Annotated in this window: 16 protein-coding genes, 1 tRNA gene and 1 pseudogene; 5 read left to right on the top strand and 13 right to left on the bottom strand. The window is 66.2% G+C overall.

What is annotated here, in order from left to right; genetic code table 11:
• The 5 genes from ACIQ3R_RS06760 to ACIQ3R_RS06740 form a co-directional block, all read left to right on the top strand.
• Positions 1 to 1,419 (top strand): LPS-assembly protein LptD (locus ACIQ3R_RS06760; protein WP_397416558.1); only part of this gene is annotated, 1,419 nt, incomplete at its 5' end.
• 43 nt (positions 1,420 to 1,462) lie between these two features.
• The gene (locus tag ACIQ3R_RS06755) at positions 1,463 to 2,779 is read left to right on the top strand and encodes a peptidylprolyl isomerase (protein ID WP_397416556.1); all 1,317 of its coding nucleotides are present in this window, start codon (positions 1,463 to 1,465) and stop codon (positions 2,777 to 2,779) included.
• A complete protein-coding gene (gene pdxA, locus ACIQ3R_RS06750; RefSeq protein ID WP_397416554.1) occupies positions 2,776 to 3,762 on the top strand; it encodes a 4-hydroxythreonine-4-phosphate dehydrogenase PdxA in 987 nt (328 codons plus the stop codon). The genes ACIQ3R_RS06755 and pdxA overlap by 4 nt, the downstream gene beginning before the upstream one ends.
• Entirely contained in the window at positions 3,759 to 4,574 is an 816-nt protein-coding gene (rsmA, locus tag ACIQ3R_RS06745; protein ID WP_397416552.1) for a 16S rRNA (adenine(1518)-N(6)/adenine(1519)-N(6))-dimethyltransferase RsmA, read from the top strand. Before pdxA ends, rsmA begins: the two co-directional genes overlap by 4 nt.
• Positions 4,568 to 5,572, top strand: a complete 1,005-nt coding sequence (locus ACIQ3R_RS06740; protein WP_397416550.1) for a DUF2891 domain-containing protein — start codon at positions 4,568 to 4,570, stop codon at positions 5,570 to 5,572. Before rsmA ends, ACIQ3R_RS06740 begins: the two co-directional genes overlap by 7 nt.
• A gap of 4 nt (positions 5,573 to 5,576) precedes the next feature.
• On the opposite strand, the gene ACIQ3R_RS06735 is transcribed toward ACIQ3R_RS06740, so the two are convergent.
• The 13 genes and pseudogenes from ACIQ3R_RS06735 to ACIQ3R_RS06675 all read right to left on the bottom strand — a co-directional run.
• On the bottom strand, positions 5,577 to 6,017 hold the full coding sequence (locus ACIQ3R_RS06735; protein ID WP_397416548.1) for a universal stress protein: 441 nt from the start codon (positions 6,015 to 6,017) through the stop codon (positions 5,577 to 5,579).
• 80 nt (positions 6,018 to 6,097) lie between these two features.
• On the bottom strand, positions 6,098 to 6,502 hold the full coding sequence (locus tag ACIQ3R_RS06730) for a host attachment protein (RefSeq protein ID WP_397416545.1): 405 nt from the start codon (positions 6,500 to 6,502) through the stop codon (positions 6,098 to 6,100).
• A gap of 105 nt (positions 6,503 to 6,607) precedes the next feature.
• On the bottom strand, positions 6,608 to 6,805 hold the full coding sequence (locus tag ACIQ3R_RS06725) for a helix-turn-helix transcriptional regulator (protein WP_397416543.1): 198 nt from the start codon (positions 6,803 to 6,805) through the stop codon (positions 6,608 to 6,610).
• Positions 6,806 to 6,893: 88 nt separating this feature from the next.
• On the bottom strand, positions 6,894 to 7,310 hold the full coding sequence (locus tag ACIQ3R_RS06720) for a hypothetical protein (protein ID WP_397416541.1): 417 nt from the start codon (positions 7,308 to 7,310) through the stop codon (positions 6,894 to 6,896).
• Between the two features lie 186 nt (positions 7,311 to 7,496).
• On the bottom strand, positions 7,497 to 9,422 hold the full coding sequence (locus ACIQ3R_RS06715) for a flavin-containing monooxygenase (protein ID WP_397416539.1): 1,926 nt from the start codon (positions 9,420 to 9,422) through the stop codon (positions 7,497 to 7,499).
• Positions 9,423 to 9,506: 84 nt separating this feature from the next.
• Positions 9,507 to 10,415 (bottom strand): aldo/keto reductase, encoded by a 909-nt coding sequence (locus tag ACIQ3R_RS06710; RefSeq protein WP_397416537.1) that lies wholly within the window; start codon positions 10,413 to 10,415, stop codon positions 9,507 to 9,509.
• A 53-nt stretch (positions 10,416 to 10,468) separates the two neighbouring features.
• A tRNA-Val gene (locus ACIQ3R_RS06705) sits at positions 10,469 to 10,545 on the bottom strand.
• A 42-nt stretch (positions 10,546 to 10,587) separates the two neighbouring features.
• Positions 10,588 to 11,151, bottom strand: coding sequence for a TMEM165/GDT1 family protein (locus ACIQ3R_RS06700; protein WP_397416535.1), 564 nt, complete (start codon positions 11,149 to 11,151; stop codon positions 10,588 to 10,590).
• A 45-nt stretch (positions 11,152 to 11,196) separates the two neighbouring features.
• Positions 11,197 to 11,472 carry an HU family DNA-binding protein gene (locus ACIQ3R_RS06695; protein WP_397416531.1) on the bottom strand — a complete coding sequence of 92 codons (276 nt, stop codon included), beginning with the start codon at positions 11,470 to 11,472 and terminating at the stop codon, positions 11,197 to 11,199.
• A 164-nt stretch (positions 11,473 to 11,636) separates the two neighbouring features.
• Positions 11,637 to 14,033 (bottom strand): endopeptidase La, encoded by a 2,397-nt coding sequence (lon, locus tag ACIQ3R_RS06690; RefSeq protein ID WP_397416529.1) that lies wholly within the window; start codon positions 14,031 to 14,033, stop codon positions 11,637 to 11,639.
• Positions 14,034 to 14,310: 277 nt separating this feature from the next.
• Positions 14,311 to 15,990 (bottom strand): ribonuclease J, encoded by a 1,680-nt coding sequence (locus ACIQ3R_RS06685; protein WP_397416527.1) that lies wholly within the window; start codon positions 15,988 to 15,990, stop codon positions 14,311 to 14,313.
• Positions 15,987 to 16,763, bottom strand: a complete 777-nt coding sequence (locus ACIQ3R_RS06680; RefSeq protein ID WP_397416525.1) for a type III pantothenate kinase — start codon at positions 16,761 to 16,763, stop codon at positions 15,987 to 15,989. Before ACIQ3R_RS06680 ends, ACIQ3R_RS06685 begins: the two co-directional genes overlap by 4 nt.
• A gap of 9 nt (positions 16,764 to 16,772) precedes the next feature.
• Positions 16,773 to 16,863 (bottom strand): annotated as a pseudogene (locus ACIQ3R_RS06675) (biotin--[acetyl-CoA-carboxylase] ligase); the annotation flags it as partial.

Here is a 16,863-nt window from a genome sequence, read left to right as displayed (position 1 = left end):
GAGACGGATCGCAGCTACATCCTGGGCCGAGGCGCCTTCCAGATCGACGACAAGTGGCTCTGGGGATTCACCGCCGAGCGCGCCTCCGATGACCTGATTTTCGACAAGTATGAGATCGGCAAAGTCTATGTGACCCGTGGGCCATACGTCGCTGACGACCGCCGACTGATCAGCCAAGTCTACGCAATCCGCCAGGACGATCGGTCCTATTTCTCGGCCGCAGCCATGACCATCCAGGGCCTGCGGCCCGGCGCCATCGATCTCAACAGCGGTCTCAACACCGGCGAAAACGACCGCGTCTTCCCGATCATCGGTCCGCTTGTCGAGGGCCATTTCGAACCCGCCACCAAGGTCCTGGGCGGGCGCCTGCGCGCCCATACCAGCGCCGTGGTCCTGAGCCGCGAGCAATCCCAGACCGACCTCACACGCCGCCTGCCGGGCCTCGACTCGGCGCGACTGACCGGTGAACTCGACTGGCGTCGGGCCTTGATTTCAACCGCCGGCCTGAGGTTCGAGCCCTATGCTGCGGTTCGAGCGGACGCCTACCGGCTGGAGGATGTCCTCACTGGCGTCGGATCGGCGACCCGCAAGGATGAGATGGCGCGGATGCTGGCCACCGCCGGGGTCGACATCACATATCCGTTCTTCCGCCGCGCGGGGGACGCCACCGTCATTGTTGAGCCGGTGGTTCAGTTCGCCGCGAGCCCGGAAGCCAAGCAGGTGGTGCTGGGGCGCGACGCCAGGGGCCAGCCGATCTATCTCAATGAGGACAGCGTCGCCTTCGAGTTCGACGAGACCACGCTGTTCCGCGCCAACAAGTTCCCCGGGTACGACCTTTACGAGGACGGCGTGCGCCTCAACATGGCCGGACGCGCTGCGGTGATGTGGGACGATGGCCGCCGCGCCAACCTGCTGATCGGCCGCAGTTTCCGCTCCGAACGCAACGCCGTGTTCAACGCCCGCACGGGTCTGCGCGACAAGGCCTCCGATTGGGTTGTCGCTGCCGACGCCCAGCCGATCCGCGGCCTCTCGCTGTTCACCCGCGCCCGTCTCGATAGCGACAGCCTGGACATCCGCCGCCTCGAGGCCGGCGCGAACGTCGCCAACAAGTACGGCTCCGGCTTTGTGCGCTACCTGACCGACGACTTCGACATCAATGGTGTTCGCCGCGAGAACCTCGATGTCGGAGGAGAGATCAATCTCACGCGCAACTATGGCGTCACACTTTATGGCAACCGCGACCTCGCACGCGACGCGTGGGTGATCCGCGACGTCGGCGTCTTCTATCGCGACGACTGTCTCCGCGTGGACGTGATATACCGGCGCGAAGACACCATTATCGGACGCTTGCTGCCCAGCGAATCTGTCTCAGTGCGCCTAACGCTCGCCACATTGGGCGGCAATTTCGGCAACAGGTAGGATGACGGCCGATGCGGCCCCAAACCAAGGATAACTCCTCTCAATGATGCGCTACCTGATGAACTCCGCCGCTCGGCGCGTGGTGTTCGCCTGCGCCCTGGCCGCGGCCAGCGCAGCCCCCCAGGCCCGCGCCCAGCAGCCCGCTGCGCCGGTCGCCCCGGCCGGTTTGTCCGAATCGGTGGCCGCCGTGGTCAACGATGACATCGTCTCAACCTACGATCTCGCCCAGCGCATGCGGCTGCTGATCGCCACCTCCGGCGTACAGCCTACCGAGGAGAACCTGGGCCAGTTCCAGCGCGAGGCCCTCATCTCGCTGGTCGACGAACAGCTGCAATTCCAGGAACTGCGTCGGGTCGAAAGAGATCAGAAGATGGAGATCGTCGCCGACAACACCGAGGTCGACGAGGAAATCACCTCCATGGCCCAGGGCAACAACATGAGCCGGGAGCAGTTTCAGGCCTTCCTCGGCTCGCGTGGCATCGGCGTCGACACCCTACGCCAGCAGATCCGCGCTCAGATGAGCTGGCAGCGTTGGATCCGCGGCCGCTACGGCTCACGCCTGCGGGTCGGCGACGACCAGATCGCCGCCACTCAGGCCCGCCTTGAGGCTGAGGCCGCCAAACCGCAGTATCAGATCGGCGAGGTCCTGATCGACGCCAGCCGCGTCGGTGGCATGCCGCAGGCGTTGGCCGGCGCACAACAGCTGGTCACCCAGATGCAACAGGGCGCGCCGTTCGCCGCCGTCGCCCGTCAATTCTCGGCCCTTCCTACCGCGGCCAACGGCGGCGACGCCGGCTGGGTTGGCGCAGGCGACATGCCGCCCGAGGTGGTGGCGGCCCTGGAACAGATGCGCCCGGGGCAGCTCTCCCAGCCCGTGCAAACCCGAGACGGTGTCTACATTCTCTATCTGCGTGACAAGCGCGCCGGTGGCGGCGCGACGCTGGTCAATCTGAAGCAGGCGGCCGTCGGTTTGCCCGCGGGCGCGCTCCCCGAGGCCGAAGCCGCCGCGCGCGCCAAGCTGGCGGCGCTTAAGCCTCAGATCCGCGATTGCGCCACGCTGGAAGCCACCGCCGCCCGGGTCGAAGGCGTCGTCGCAGGCGACCTGGGCGAGGCTGAAGCCGCCGATCTGGCGCCCCAGTTCCGCGAGGCTGCCGAGGGTTTGCAGGTCGGCCAGGTCTCTGATCCGATCCGCACTCAGGCCGGCTTGCACCTCATCGCCGTCTGCGGCCGTCGTGCAGCCGGCGGCGGCGCGGTCGACAAGGAGCAAATCGAACAGCGCCTGTTCAGCCAGCAACTCAGCATGATCGCGCGGCGCTACATGCGCGACCTGCGCAACTCGGCCACCATCGAGACGAAGTGACGCGCCCGCCCCTCGCGCTCACGCTCGGCGACCCCGCCGGCATCGGGCCGGAGATCGTCCAGGGCGCGTGGCGGGCGCTGCAAAGCTCCGGGCCCGCCTTCGCGGTGATCGGCGACGCCGACCTGCTTCGCGACGTCCCGACCGCCCGGATCACCAAACTCTCCGAGGCCCGGGCGGTCTTTCCCACGGCCCTGCCCGTCCTGCACGACCCGGTCGGCGCGATGGTCACCCCCGGGCGCCCCGAGCCCTCCGCCGCCCCCGCTGTCATCCGCTGGATCGAGTGCGGCGCCGCGCTGGCGCTTTCGGGCGAGGCCGCAGCCGTCGTGACCGGGCCCATCGCCAAAGCTCCGCTTTATGCGGCGGGCTTCAGGTTCCCCGGCCACACCGAGTTCCTGGGCGAACTCACTGCCGCCGCGCCTTATCCGGGAGAACGTGGACCTGCGATGATGCTGGCGGCCGGCGATCTACGCACCGTGCTGGTGACCATCCACGAGCCATTGGCCCGCGTGCCCGCTCTTCTGACCACCGAGATGGTCGTCCGCACCGGCCGCATCGCCGCCCAGGCGCTGATCCGCGACTTCGGCATCGCCCGCCCGCGGCTGGCCATCGCCGGCCTCAACCCTCACGCGGGTGAGAGCGGCGCGCTTGGCCGCGAGGAGATCGAGATCGTTGCGCCCGCCGTAACCGCACTTCAGGCCGAGGGCGTCGACGCCAAGGGGCCCTATCCGGCCGACACCATGTTCCCGGCAGAGGTCCGCGCCACCTATGACGCCGCCATCTGCCTCTATCACGATCAGGCGCTGATCCCGGTGAAGATGCTCGACTTCTGGGGCGGCGTGAATGTCACGCTGGGCCTGCCGATTGTCCGGACATCGCCCGACCACGGCACCGGCTTCGACATCGCCGGCCAGGGCCTCGCGCGTCCGGACAGCCTCATCGCCGCGATCCACCTGGCCGCCGAGATCGCCGGGCGACGCGGGTGAACCTCGATTCTCTGCCGCCCCTGCGCGCCGCGCTCGAGGCGCATGGCCTCTGGGCGAACAAGGCCTATGGGCAGCATTTCCTGCTTGATCTCAACATTACCCGGCGCATCGCCCGGCTCGCCGAGGTCGGACCTGGGGATCACGTGCTCGAGGTCGGCCCGGGCCCGGGCGGACTCACCCGCGCCCTGCTGGAAACCGGCGCCCGCGTCACCGCCGTCGAGAAAGACGCTCGCTTTCGTCCGCTGCTGGAGGATGTCGTCAACGCCTCGAACGGCGCGCTCGATCTCATTTTTGGCGACGCGTTGCAGATCACACTCGATCCCGCGCCCGATCACGTGGTCTCAAATCTTCCCTATAACGTCGGCACGCCCCTACTTGTCGGCTGGATCACCACCGCTCGCCCCCCCAGAAGCCTCACCCTGATGTTTCAGCGGGAAGTCGCCGACCGGATCACCGCCGCGCCGGGAGAGGACGCCTACGGCCGCTTGGGCGTGCTGGCCCAGGCGACCAGCCACGCCGCCCGCGTTCTCGACGTCCCGGCTCGCGCCTTCGTTCCCCCGCCCAAGGTCGACTCCGCCGTCGTCCGGCTCACGCCGCGCGTCGATCGCCCCTCGCCGGAACGTCTGCAAGCCCTGCAGACCGTCACCGCCGCTGCCTTCGGCCAGCGCCGCAAAATGCTGCGCTCCAGCCTGAAGTCGCTGGGCGGCGAACCGCTCATCCGGGTGGCTGGCCTCGATCCGACCGCCCGCGCCGAGACCATTTCGGTCAGCGGCTTCCTGGATCTCGCGGACGCATGGATCAATCGATGCTGACCCCTGCCCTCGCCTCTTCCTTCGCGCGGATCGCGCTCGGCCATGTGGCGCGCGAATACCCCAACAAAATGGACCATGTCCTGGAAGGTCCCAACGACGTGCGCGGTCCGCGAGACCTGCACCCCATCTTCTTCGGTAGCTTCGACTGGCACTCCTGCGTCCACGGCTATTGGCTGCTGGCGACCTTGCTTCGGCTGCACCCGGCCATACCTGAGGCGGCTGCCATCCGGGCTCTGTTCGAAGCCGCCTTCACGCCAGCCAAGGTCGAGGCCGAGCGCGCCTATCTCGACCGACCCTCCGCCCGAGGCTTCGAGCGGCCCTACGGCTGGGCATGGCTCCTGAAACTTCAGGCCGAGCTCCTGGCCCATGACGCGCCCTGGGCGGCCATCCATCAACCCCTGGCCGACGCCTTCGCCGATCGGTTCCACGCCTTCCTGCCCAAGGCCACATACCCGGTACGCACCGGCGTCCACTCCTCTACGGCCTTCGCCGCCGCGCTGGCGCTGGACTACGCCAACGCCGCCCAGGACCACGCCTTACAGGACCGCCTCCAAGCCCGGGTGTGCGACTGGTACGCGGCCGATCGCGACGCCCAAGGATGGGAGCCGTCGCTCAACGACTTCCTCTCCCCGACCCTGATGACGGCCGCCTGCATGATCCGCGCAATGCCTGGGCCCACGTTTCAGGTCTGGTTTCGCGACTACCTGCCGGCCGCCCACCTGGGCCGCCCGGAGAGCCTGTTCACGCCAGCCGTTTCCCCCGACCGAAGCGATGGCCAGATGGCCCACCTCGACGGCGTCAACTTCAGTCGCGCCTGGTGCTGGCGCGAGATCGCCGCCCACCTGCCTCCCGACGATCCCCTCCGCCCCATCGCCGAAGCCACGGCCCAGAGTCACATCGCCGCCAGCCTCCCCCACGTCGCGGGCGACTACATGGGCGAACACTGGCTGGCGTCGTTCGCGCTATTGGCGCTGACGGCGTCAAATCCGACGCGCTAAGCGCTTAGCGGACCACCAGGACCGGAACCGTGCTCTGGGCCAGCACTTCCGCCGTCTGACTGCCCAGAATGAGCCGTCGCACGCCCCGGCGTCCGTGCGACGCCATGACGATCAGATCGTTCCCATGGGTCTTGACCGTGGCCAGGATCGCATCGGCCGGCTGTGATCGCGACACATAGTGCGTCTCGGCCGCGACACCTAAGTCATCGGCCTTGCGTTTCGCCGCAGCCAACACCGCCGCGGCAGACTCGGCCTGGATCTTGTCATAGTCCACGAAAATGGCGCTCATCGCGGTCGCCTCGAGTCCGACATAGGTCGGCAGGGGCTCGCTCACCATCAGTAATGTGACCTTGGCGCCGAAGCTGCGCGCGAGCGACAACCCTGTCTCAACGCCCTTAGCGGCGAACTCCGACCCATCCGTCGGGATCAAAATGGACTTGTACATTTGGCTTCCGCCTCCCCTGGCTCTCGATAGATGTTGCGCTTCCCGTCGACCGGCAAATCTCGGCTCAGGGCCTTCGGCAGTCAGGCGCCCTTGATCGCGCGCAGCGCCGCCTGCTCCCCACGCCCCGCCAGGTCCAGCGACAATTCGCCGATCAGGGTCGAGCGCAAAGCGTTGTGATAGTGTCGACGCATCTCGCCGAGGGTCTTCGGTGCGGCGATCACCACCAGTCGTGCGATCTTGTGTCCGAGGACCTGCTGGTTCAGCCACTTGGTCACGGCGGCCGCATGTGCGTCTTCATCCAGCTGATGACCCGTGGGATTGCCCGAGCTGGTGTGATGCCGTGATCCGGCGGATTTGTTGTCCTCGCGCAAATCCGGCGTGGGGAGCGGCGCGAGTCCGGGCTCGGTTTCGCTCCCCTGGTTTCGGAACAGCTCGAACTTTGAGCCGTCCACAACCGCGATCACATCGCCATGCGCCAGGATCATGTCCGCTCCTTCCGCCCGCAGTTCGCTGCGCGCCCCTCTACAAGAGCGAATGTGGCCTATCGCGAACCCACGGGACTTGATCTTTCTCAACCAACGCCCGCCATCTCATGTGGCGCCGTCTTGAAAGATCTCCTCTATGGGCAAGCCGAACAGGCGTGCGATCTTGAACGCCAGCGGAAGGCTCGGATCGTACTTGCCGGTCTCCAGCGCATTTACGCTCTGGCGCGAGACATCCAGTCGGGCGGCGAGGTCAGCCTGGCTCCAATCACGCTCGGCCCGAAGCACCTTGAGACGGTTTTTCATCCCAGCACCCATTGAACCAATCCGGCCAGACAGAAGCCGGCGACGCCGACACCTGAGGCTACGAGCAACACGTCTGAACTGAGGCGTCTCATCGGCGGGCCCACCACCAACCGGCCCACGCCGCAGCGTATCCGGCGACCTGCGCTACCATCACGGATAGCGCGCCGGCGACGAACACTTCCCGCACTGAAGATCCCTCCAGGAGCGGTGGCGCGAGCCCTCCGATATCCACGAACACCACCAGCGCGAGGCCCAGCGCAAGTCCGCCGGATCCGCCCCAGTACCAGGCGAACTTGTGCGCCTCGCGCGCCACCTCATCCAGATGCCGCCACCAAAACAGGCTCACGCCGAAGCCGACGACGACCGCCGCGACAACCAGCAGAAGGACTAACCAGGGTGGCGGCGTCAACGCCCCGAACGGCTCCAGCCCCACCAGAAGCCCGGTCGCAAATCCGGCCCCCAGCAGCCCACCGACCGCGAACAATCTTTTTCGCTCTCGAGTCATATATCGCGTCTCCTTGTCTGTATGACAAGTAAACACGACACAAAGCGGCGCGTCAAGCACACATTACATTTCGTCGTTGTCGCTTGTCATCGTAAGCGACGCGCGCTGGTCGCTTCGCTGCGCCGACAAGACGGCAGGATCAGCCCGATCAGCGCCGTCTCACACGCTCCATAAACTCCGGGCGAATCACCCCACCGGCTCGACCGCCAGCTCCAGCTCGAAGTCTCCGGGTTCTGGCTTGAGCGTCGCGCGCCAGTAGTCGATCAGGCCGAAGGGCCAGTTCTGGCTCACACGCCCGAAGTCGTTCTTGTACCAGCTCGACACGTTGGGAGAGCCCCAGGCCCAGCCGGCGTTGGCCTGATCCACTCGGGTGTTGAAGTCGTCATAGACCGCCTGCTTGGGCTCCATCGCCACAGCCCCGGTCTCGGCCAGCAGCTTGAGCGCGCCCACGATGTAGCGCACCGAGCATTCAGAGAAGAAGATGATCGAGCCGTTGACCACGATGTTGGTGTTGGGCCCGTAGATCGTGAACAGGTTCGGAAAGCCCGGGTGGGTCATCCCCAGATAGGCTCGCGCATCGCCGCCCCAGGTCTCGTGCAGGTCACGCCCGCCCCGACCCTTGATCTTCAGGAACGACAGGAAGTTCGCGGCCTGGAAGCCTGTGCCGTAGATCAGCACATCCACTTCATGGGTCCGCCCATCTGCGGTCTGCACGCCATTGGGCGTGATCCGGGTGACCTTGTGTGTAACAAGCTCGACATTGTCGCGCTTGAGCGCCGCTAGCCAAACGCCGTTATCCAGCACCGAGCGCTTGCCGCCGATCGGATAGGCCGGGATCACCTTCGCGGCCAGGTCCGGCCGGTCCGCCACCTGGGCCTTCAGCGACTGGGTCGCCATCTCCCGCAGCATGGCGTTTTCCGGTCCCACCGCATCGGGCGAGCCGTTCCAACTCGGGTCGGACTTCACCATCGGCAGGAAGCCCTCGGTCGTCATCCAGAACAGCCAGAACCGGTACCACTTGTCGTAGAGCGGCACGTGCTCCAGCGTCCACTTCATGCCCTCCGGCACATCCTCGTGATAGTGCGGCACGGGCAGGCCCCAGGGCGGGCTGCGCTGGAAGACCGTCAATTGCGCCACCTCCGGTGCGATCTCCGGAACGAACTGATAGGCCGAGGCGCCGGTGCCGATCACCGCCACGCGCTTCCCCTTCAACTCGACGTCGTGGCGCCACTCGGCGGAGTGGAAGGCCGGCCCCTCGAACGTGCCGATCCCCTCGATCTCCGGATAGCGCGGCCTGTTCAACTGCCCTACGGCGGTGACCACCGCCGTCGCCTCGACGGTCTCCGTCTTCCCGTCCTTGCGCCTCAGCGTCGCCCGCCAGAGCTGGGCGCGATCATCCCAGGCCACCTGTTCGACCAGGGTCTCGAAGCGAATGTGCTTCTTGAGATCGTGCTTGGCGGCGACCCCCTGGAAATACTTCAGGAGCTCTGGCTGGGGTGAGAAGTGCTGCGGCCAGGCGTGGTTAGGCTCGAAGGAGTAGCTGTACATGTGGTTGGAGTTGTCCACCCGGCAGCCCGGATAGGTGTTCTCGAACCAGGTGCCGCCCACATCGGGGTTCTTGTCGACAATCTCGAAGGCCACGCCCGCCTGCTTCAGACGGATGCCGGTCAAGAGGCCCGACATGCCGGCGCCGACCACCAGCACTTTCAGCTTCCGGGCCGCGGCCTTGAGCGCCGGCGCCTCGAATTGCGGATCCTTGCTGCTGGTCCCGGCCAGCGCCAGTTCGTCCAGCAGGAAGTCGACATAGCCCTCGGGAATCGCGGCGCCCGCCACGAAGTCCATCTGCCGCCGAAGGGTTGTCACATCCGGTTGCACCGGGGCCGGCGCCTGGCCCGCCAGATGCGCCGCGATCACCTGCGCCGCCCGGGCGCGTATCTTGGCCTGCTCCGCTTCCGGGATGCCGGTGTCGCCGCGCGACAGTGGATTGTAGGTGGGCTTCCAGGCGTCCTGCAGCCAGTCAGTCTCGCCGGTCAGGTGGACCAGGGCGGCCAGCAGCGCTGGCAAATGGGCGTCCTTCAGCTTCTCTTCGATGGCGGCGGTCGTATCAGCCATGGGGTCCAGTCCAGCTCAGCGTTTCACAAAGAGGATGCGCCGCCGGGCGCGTCGGCGGAAGTCCTCACCCAACGTCACAACCGCTCACATCTGCGCGGCGCGGATCCTGGCCATCACCGCCGCGGGATAGGCCCGGCCCGAAGCCGCCAGGTTCTCCCTCAGGTGCGCGATGCGCGTGGTGCCGAACACCGCTGCACTCACATCCGGGTTCTCCAGCACAAAGCCCAGGGCCGCCTGGGCGCCGGTGAAACCTTCCAAATCGTGCAGGAACCGGAACCGCGCGCCCAGCCGCATCTCCTCGCCGTGCCGCACCACTCCTCTCGCAGCGTACCAGAGGTCGCGGGGCGCCTTCAGGCGCGCCATGATCGGCCGTGTGTGACCCATGGCCAGCGGCATGCCTGCCAGGACGCCCTTCCCCCACGCCCGCGCCCGACCGATCAACGCCTCGCGTTCCGGCCTCAGCACATTGTAGTCGACCATCACCACATCGATTGGCGTGAGCGTGATCGCGTGCGCGATGACCTCAGGATCGAAGCTGTTCACCCCCACGGCGCGGACCAGCCCCCGCGTCTTGAGCTCGGTCAGCGCCGTCAGCAGGTCATCGGTCAGTTCCGCCACCGCCGGGCCATGCAGCTGCAGTATGTCCAGCCGGTCGAGGCCCAGCCGCAACAGGCTCCGCTCCGCGCTCGCGACCACCGCTACAGGGCTCATGTCGCGCACGATCCGACCGCCTTCGAACCACGTTCCGACCTTGGTGGCGATGATCAGATCGGAAGTATCCCGCCCCTTCAGCGCCCGCCCTAGCCTGGGTTCCGCCTGACCCTCCGAATAGGCTGCGCCGGTGTCGAATAGGCTCACCCCGCCCGCGATGGCCTCGTGCACGAGGGCCGCGGCCTGCCGCTCATCAAACGCCGCCTTGCCCCACCAGCTCGCGCAGCCAAACCCAAGCTCAGAAACCCAAAGCCCCGTCGATCCCAAGCGCCGCGTCCGCATCGCGCCCCCAACTGGCTTGCCAAGCCGAAGCGCCCCGCAAGGGCCGCGAAGGCTGGTGGGCGGCGAGGGATTCGAACCCCCGACCCCCTCGGTGTAAACGAGGTGCTCTAACCAGCTGAGCTAGCCGCCCTTGCGCCACCCATAGAACAGCGGACTCGTCGCTTCCAGACCGTCACAGCATATTCAGAATGATCCAGGCGCCGATCAAAGCGAAGATGGCGGCGGCGGCGATCCGCACCCACTTGAGCGAAACCCGTCGCAAGAGCGCGTCGCCGAGAAACACCACCGGCGCATTGGCCAGCATCATCCCCAGCGTCGTGCCTGCCGTGACCGCCCAGACCATCTCGAACCGTGCGGCCAGTAGAGTCGTGGCGATCTGGGTCTTGTCTCCGATCTCAACCAGGAAGAACGCCACCAGTGTCGTCAGAAACACACCGCCAGCGCCCCTGCCCCCCGTCCCGCCGTCATCGGCCTTGTCGGGGATCAGCGCCCAGGCCGCCATAGCCAGAAACGCCAGCCCGACGATCAACTGAAAGGTCTCGCCACTCAGCCATCGCGCCAGCAGGACACCCAAGGTCGCGGCCGCCGCGTGGTTCAGCAAGGTGGCGCAGAGGATGCCCAGCACGATGGGAACCGGACGGCGGAACCGCGCCGCCAGCAGCAGAGCCAGGAGTTGGGTCTTGTCGCCGATCTCGGCGACCGCGACCACGCCGGTAGAGATTAGGAGTGCTTCCACGGGAGGGCCGGTTTAGGCGTCGCCTCCCCCTGGAGCAAGCGCGTTTCAGCCGTTCAATGTCGACTTCAGACTTTCGCCCACCTTGAACCGGCAGGTCGACGAAGCTGGACGCTTCACGCGCTCGCCGGTGCGAGGATTGCGGGCCATGCCCGCGGCGCGCTTGACCGGCACAAAGCTGCCGAAGCCGACAAGGCGCACCTCATCACCCGACTTCAAGGTCGACGATACCGACTCGATGAAGGCGTCCAGCGCGTCCTTCGCCTGAGTCTTGTTCAGCCCAGACCGATCGGCGATCGCCGAGACGAGTTCCGCCTTCGTCATGTTCAAGGTCTCCCAGCCCAAGTTCTTTCACTGTCGCGGGAGGTCTTGGACCAGCGCCCACCACGACTTGGCTGGAAGTCAACGCCCGTCGTGGCCCATACGTCAAGCGGACACGCGGCGAGGGCTACGCCCCCTCGCCGCGCTCGCGGTTCAGCTGAACAGGATCAGTGCGCGACCATCCCGTCCGAAGCGTCGGGCTCCTCGGATGGGACAACAACCGGCGCGGTCTCGTCCCAATCGATGGGCGTCGGTTGCCGGGTCAGAGCGCGCGCCAGAACCTGGTCCATGTTGGAAACCGGAATGATCTCCAGCGCGGATTTCACATTGTCCGGTATGTCCGCGAGATCCTTCTCGTTTTCCTCCGGAATAAGCACCGTCTTCACGCCCGAACGCAGCGCCGCCAGCAGCTTTTCCTTGAGGCCGCCGATCGCCGTCACGCGACCGCGCAAGGTCACTTCGCCCGTCATCGCCATGTCCGACCGGATCGGAATGCCGGTGAGGACCGACACGATGGCGGTGGCCATGGCCGCGCCGGCCGAAGGGCCATCCTTTGGCGTGGCGCCGTCGGGCACGTGGATGTGAACATCCGTGCGCTCGAATGACGGGGGCTCGATACCGAACTTGGTGGCTCGGCTGCGGACGTAACTGTTCGCCGCGGCGATCGACTCCTTCATCACGTCCTTGAGATTGCCGGTGATCGACATCCGACCCTTGCCCGGCATCTTGACCGCCTCGATGGTCAGGATGTCGCCGCCGAACTCGGTCCAAGCCAGACCGGTAATGATGCCGACCGCATCCTCCTGGTCCGTCTCGCCATACCGGAACTTCCGCACGCCGGCGTAACGGGCCAGGCGCTCGTCATCGATGGTGATCGCAGTGACCGACTCCCGACCGAGATCGCGCACGGTCTTCCTGGCGAGATTGCCCAGCTCGCGCTCCAGGTTCCGCACACCGGCTTCCCGTGTGTAGTAACGGATCAGGCCCCGGATCGCGTCCTCCGGCACAATGAACTCGTCCGGCTTCAGCCCATGATCGGTGGTCAGCTTCGGCAGGATGTGGCGCCGCGCGATCTCGACCTTCTCATCCTCGGTGTAGCCGGGGATGCGAATGATCTCCATTCGGTCCAGCAGGGGCTGGGGCATGTTGAGCGAGTTGGCTGTGGTCACGAACATGACGGGCGAGAGGTCGTAGTCCACCTCCAGATAATGGTCGCCGAAGGTGGAGTTTTGCGCGGGGTCCAGCACTTCCAGGAGCGCTGAGGACGGGTCGCCCCGCCAGTCGGCGCCCATCTTGTCGATCTCGTCCAGTAGGAAGAAGGCGTTGGTCGTCTTCGCCTTCTTCATCGACTGAATGATCTTGCCCGGCATCGAGCCGATGTAGGTGCGCCGGTGGCCACGGATCTCGGCCTCGTCCCGCACCCCGCCCAGCGAGACGCGCACGAACTCGCGGCTCGTCGCCTTGGCGATGGACTTGCCGAGCGAGGTCTTGCCCACCCCTGGCGGACCCACCAGGCACAGGATCGGACCCTTGAGCGAGCCCACGCGGCTTTGTACCGCCAGGTACTCAAGGATCCGCTCCTTCACCTTTTCCAGCCCGTAGTGATCCTCTTCCAGGATCGCTTCAGCCTTGGCGAGGTCGATGGCCTTCAGCTTGGCCTTGCCCCACGGGATCGACAGCAGCCAGTCAAGGTAGTTACGCACCACCGTGCTCTCAGCCGACATCGGGCTCATGTTGCGGAGCTTTTTCAGCTCCGCATCGGCCTTGGCGCGGGCCTCCTTCGATAGCTTGGTCTTGCGGATGCGCTTTTCGAGCTCGGCCAGTTCGTCGCGCTGGTCATCCTGCTCGCCCAGTTCGCGCTGGATCGCCTTCATCTGCTCGTTGAGGTAGTATTCTCGCTGCGTCTTCTCCATCTGCCGCTTCACGCGATTGCGGATCTTCTTCTCGGTCTGCATGACCGAGATCTCGCCCTCCATCAGGGCGTAGACCTTCTCCAGGCGCTTCACGACATCGAACACTTCGAGCAGCTGCTGCTTCTCGGCGATCTTGACCGACAGGTGGCCGGCGATGCGGTCGGCGAGCTCCGACGGATTGTCGATCTGCGGGATCGCGGCCAGCGCCTCGGGAGGCACCTTCTTGTTGAGCTTCACATAGCTTTCGAACTGCTCGACGACTGCGCGGCTCAGGGCCTCGGCCTCGGCCGACTGGGCCCCCGTCTCGACGATCGGGCCGATCTCGGCCTCGTAGAAGGCTTCGGCGCCCGTGAACCGGGTGATGGCGGCGCGGGACTTGCCCTCAACGAGCACCTTCACGGTTCCGTCCGGCAGCTTCAGGAGCTGCAGGATTGTGGCGACAACACCTACATCATAGATGGCCGCGGGCGAGGGATCGTCATCGTCCTTGTCCTTTTGCGTCGCGAGCAGGATCTGCTTGCCCTCCACGCGCATCGCCTCTTCCAGCGCGCGCACGGACTTCTCCCGCCCAACAAACAACGGCACCGGCTGGTGTGGAAACACCACGATGTCGCGCAGCGGCAGGATCGGCAGGATCTGGGTGTCGGACATTCTCATTCACTCCTGGCCCGCCATCTGGCCGAGCCGCGCCCGCTGGTTCGAAAGTCCCGGACGCTGACCCCTTTGGGGAAACCTTGCATCTGAGTCGGACGACCCGTCCGCCCGTTCTAGGGTCGGAAGGCGGGGATTTATGTGGACGGTCAGGCGGCCTTTCAAGCACCGCCCGGGCCGGCGCGACACTGGGTCCCATGTCGCGGATACATCGCGGGACCGGCGACCACCAGTCTCGCCCCTCTCAGATAGGAAGCGCGGGCCGAGGGCTCAACCGTCAGATCCGCAGTACCGTGGTCTCCACTACCGGCCGCCGGCCCCAGAGACGCTGGCTGGTCTTCTTGACCGCGCGGCTGATGGCGCTCTCGATTTCCTCGTCCTGCTCGGCGACGTCTCCCTTGAGCCGCCGGAGCGCCGACTCCGCCGCGTCGGCGAGTTCGTCCAGGGCGTCGTCCAGAGGTTGGTCCGCGTCACCCGGCAGACCCAAGGCTCGCACTTGCGGTCCGGAGACGATCCGCCCGCGCCCGTCCAGCGCCACCGAAACGGCGATGATCCCGTTGTGAGCCGCGTGACGGCGTACGCGCAGCGCCTCGCCGTTCTCCGGGGTCAGCACGCCCGCATCCACGAACAGGCGCCCGGATGGAACCTCGTCGATGATCGTCGCCCGGCCGGGCGCCAGGCGGACCATATCGCCATTACGGGGAGTGACCTGCTGCGGCACCTGCAGGTCCGAGGCGAACGCGGCATGCTCCAGAAGATGGCGTCGCTCGCCATGGGTCGGCACCGCGATCTCAGGTCGCGCCCAGCTGTACATCTCGGCGAGTTCATCCCGGCAAGGGTGGCCCGAAACGTGAATGCCCGGATGGTCACGCTCGGTGTAGAGCCGGACGCCGCGTTCGGTCAGCTTGTTCTGCAGGTTGCGGATCGGGATTTCGTTGCCCGGAATGACGCGGCTGGAAAACACCACAGCGTCGCCGGAGCCGAGGTTCACATGCGGGTGCGTCCCCTCGGCGATGCGCGCCAGCGCCGCGCGCGGCTCGCCCTGGCTTCCCGTGCAGAGATAGAGCACGGCTTCCGCCGGCATTCGCCGGGCTTCTCCGTCGTCGAGGAACGGCTTGATCCCCTGCATCAGCCCCACCGACTTCGCCGCCGCTGCCATCCGATGCATCGACCGCCCCGCCAGACAGACACGGCGACCATTGGCTTCCGCCGCGCGGATCACGCTGTCCATGCGGGCCACGTTGGACGCGAAGCAGGCGACCGCCACGCGGCCCTTCAGACCGCCGATCAGCGGGATCAGGGCGTCGCGGACGCCGGACTCCGATCCCGCCCGGCCATCCACGAAGACGTTGGTGGAGTCGCACACCATCGCCAGCACACCTTCATCGCCCAGGCGGCGGAGCGCGCTCTCATCAGTTAGCCCGCCCAGTAGAGGGTCGGGGTCGATCTTCCAGTCACCCGTATGCAGCACCACACCCAGCGGCGTGCGGATCGCCAGGCCGTTGGGCTCTGGGATCGAGTGGGTGAGCGTGATCAGGTCGAGCGTAAACGGACCCAGCTCTATGCGCCCACCCAGGGCGACCTCATGGATCTCCACCTCATCCAGCAGATCCGCCTCGCGCAGCTTTTCGCGCAGAATGAAGGCCGTGAAGGGGGTCGCGTAAACCGGCGCCCGCAGGCGCGGCCAGAGCCATGCCACCGCGCCGACATGATCCTCATGCGCATGGGTCAGCACGATGCCGAGAATGCGGTCGGCGTGTTCTTCGATGAACTCCGGGTCCGGCAGGATGACTTCGACACCAGGTGTCGTCTGGTCGCCGAACGTCACGCCCAGATCGACCACGATCCATCGGCGGTCATGCGGCGGGCCAAACCCGTAAAGGTTGAAGTTCATCCCGATCTCGTTCGACCCACCCAGAGGTAGGAATACGAGCTCGTCGTCGGGTCTGGCCTTCATGGCGAGGCGGCTCCGTTGCGCCGCCAGATCTCGAGAAGGCCGCGGATGGTTAGATCAGGATCAAAATGATCGATGCTGGTGGTAGCCCCGTGGAAGAGCGAGGCGACTCCCCCGGTCGCCACCACGGTCATCGGCTCCTGGCGCTCGGCCTTGATCCGAGCAATCAGCCCTTCGATCAGCGCGATGTAACCCCAAAACACGCCCGACTGCATGGCCACGACCGTGTCTGTGCCCACCACCCGCTGAGGTTTCTGGATCGCCACTCGCGGTAGCTTGGCGGCGGCGTTGTGCAGCGCCTCCATGGAGAGGTTGATGCCCGGCGCGATGACCCCGCCTTCGAATCCGCCGTCCGCGGCGATGACGTCGAATGTCGTTGCGGTGCCGGAGTCGATCACGATCAGCGATCCCGGATAGACCGCATGCGCGCCGATGGCGTTCACCAGCCGGTCGGCCCCCGCTTCGGAAGGCTTGTCGATCCGAACGGGGATGCCGAGGTCAACGTTCTCGCCGACGACAAGGGGTTCGACCTTCAGATAACGCCGCGCAAGATTTCTTAGGTTGAAGATCGACTGCGGCACCACGCTGGAGATGATGCAGCCGTCGAATGCCCCGATCGCCAGCCCCGCCATAGACAAGAGCTGCGAGAGCCATACGGCATACTCATCCGCCGTGCGGTTGGAGTGGGTCGCGGCCCGCCACTGGGCGGTCCAACGCTCTCCGTCGTGCACCGCGAACAGCGTGTTGGTATTGCCCTGTTCGATCGCCAGCAGCATTGGCGCGCCTCAGCCCTCTCCGAAAAAGACGTCACCGGCGGTGATGCGCTCGATCGCCCCGTCGTCCCGGCGGAGCTTTAGCGCACCATCGGCGTCGAGT

Origin of the sequence: Phenylobacterium sp., assembly GCF_044371015.1 — a bacterium.
In the GTDB taxonomy this organism is placed as follows: domain Bacteria; phylum Pseudomonadota; class Alphaproteobacteria; order Caulobacterales; family Caulobacteraceae; genus Phenylobacterium.
Note: the sequence above shows the minus strand (reverse complement) of the source record. Positions and strands in the feature narration are given on the sequence as shown.

What these genes read in the sequence shown, in the direction of transcription:
- ACIQ3R_RS06710 (WP_397416537.1), bottom strand. Translation starts at nt 10,415, where the DNA reads ATGCGGACGCGGCGCTTGGGATCGACGGGGCTTTGGGTTTCTGAGCTT.
- lon (WP_397416529.1), bottom strand. Translation starts at nt 14,033, where the DNA reads ATGTCCGACACCCAGATCCTGCCGATCCTGCCGCTGCGCGACATCGTG.
- ACIQ3R_RS06720 (WP_397416541.1), bottom strand. Translation starts at nt 7,310, where the DNA reads ATGACTCGAGAGCGAAAAAGATTGTTCGCGGTCGGTGGGCTGCTGGGG.
- ACIQ3R_RS06715 (WP_397416539.1), bottom strand. Translation starts at nt 9,422, where the DNA reads ATGGCTGATACGACCGCCGCCATCGAAGAGAAGCTGAAGGACGCCCAT.
- ACIQ3R_RS06685 (WP_397416527.1), bottom strand. Translation starts at nt 15,990, where the DNA reads ATGAAGGCCAGACCCGACGACGAGCTCGTATTCCTACCTCTGGGTGGG.
- ACIQ3R_RS06735 (WP_397416548.1), bottom strand. Translation starts at nt 6,017, where the DNA reads ATGTACAAGTCCATTTTGATCCCGACGGATGGGTCGGAGTTCGCCGCT.
- ACIQ3R_RS06730 (WP_397416545.1), bottom strand. Translation starts at nt 6,502, where the DNA reads ATGATCCTGGCGCATGGCGATGTGATCGCGGTTGTGGACGGCTCAAAG.
- ACIQ3R_RS06740 (WP_397416550.1), top strand. Translation starts at nt 4,568, where the DNA reads ATGCTGACCCCTGCCCTCGCCTCTTCCTTCGCGCGGATCGCGCTCGGC.
- ACIQ3R_RS06680 (WP_397416525.1), bottom strand. Translation starts at nt 16,763, where the DNA reads ATGCTGCTGGCGATCGAACAGGGCAATACCAACACGCTGTTCGCGGTG.
- ACIQ3R_RS06755 (WP_397416556.1), top strand. Translation starts at nt 1,463, where the DNA reads ATGATGCGCTACCTGATGAACTCCGCCGCTCGGCGCGTGGTGTTCGCC.
- ACIQ3R_RS06725 (WP_397416543.1), bottom strand. Translation starts at nt 6,805, where the DNA reads ATGAAAAACCGTCTCAAGGTGCTTCGGGCCGAGCGTGATTGGAGCCAG.
- ACIQ3R_RS06695 (WP_397416531.1), bottom strand. Translation starts at nt 11,472, where the DNA reads ATGACGAAGGCGGAACTCGTCTCGGCGATCGCCGATCGGTCTGGGCTG.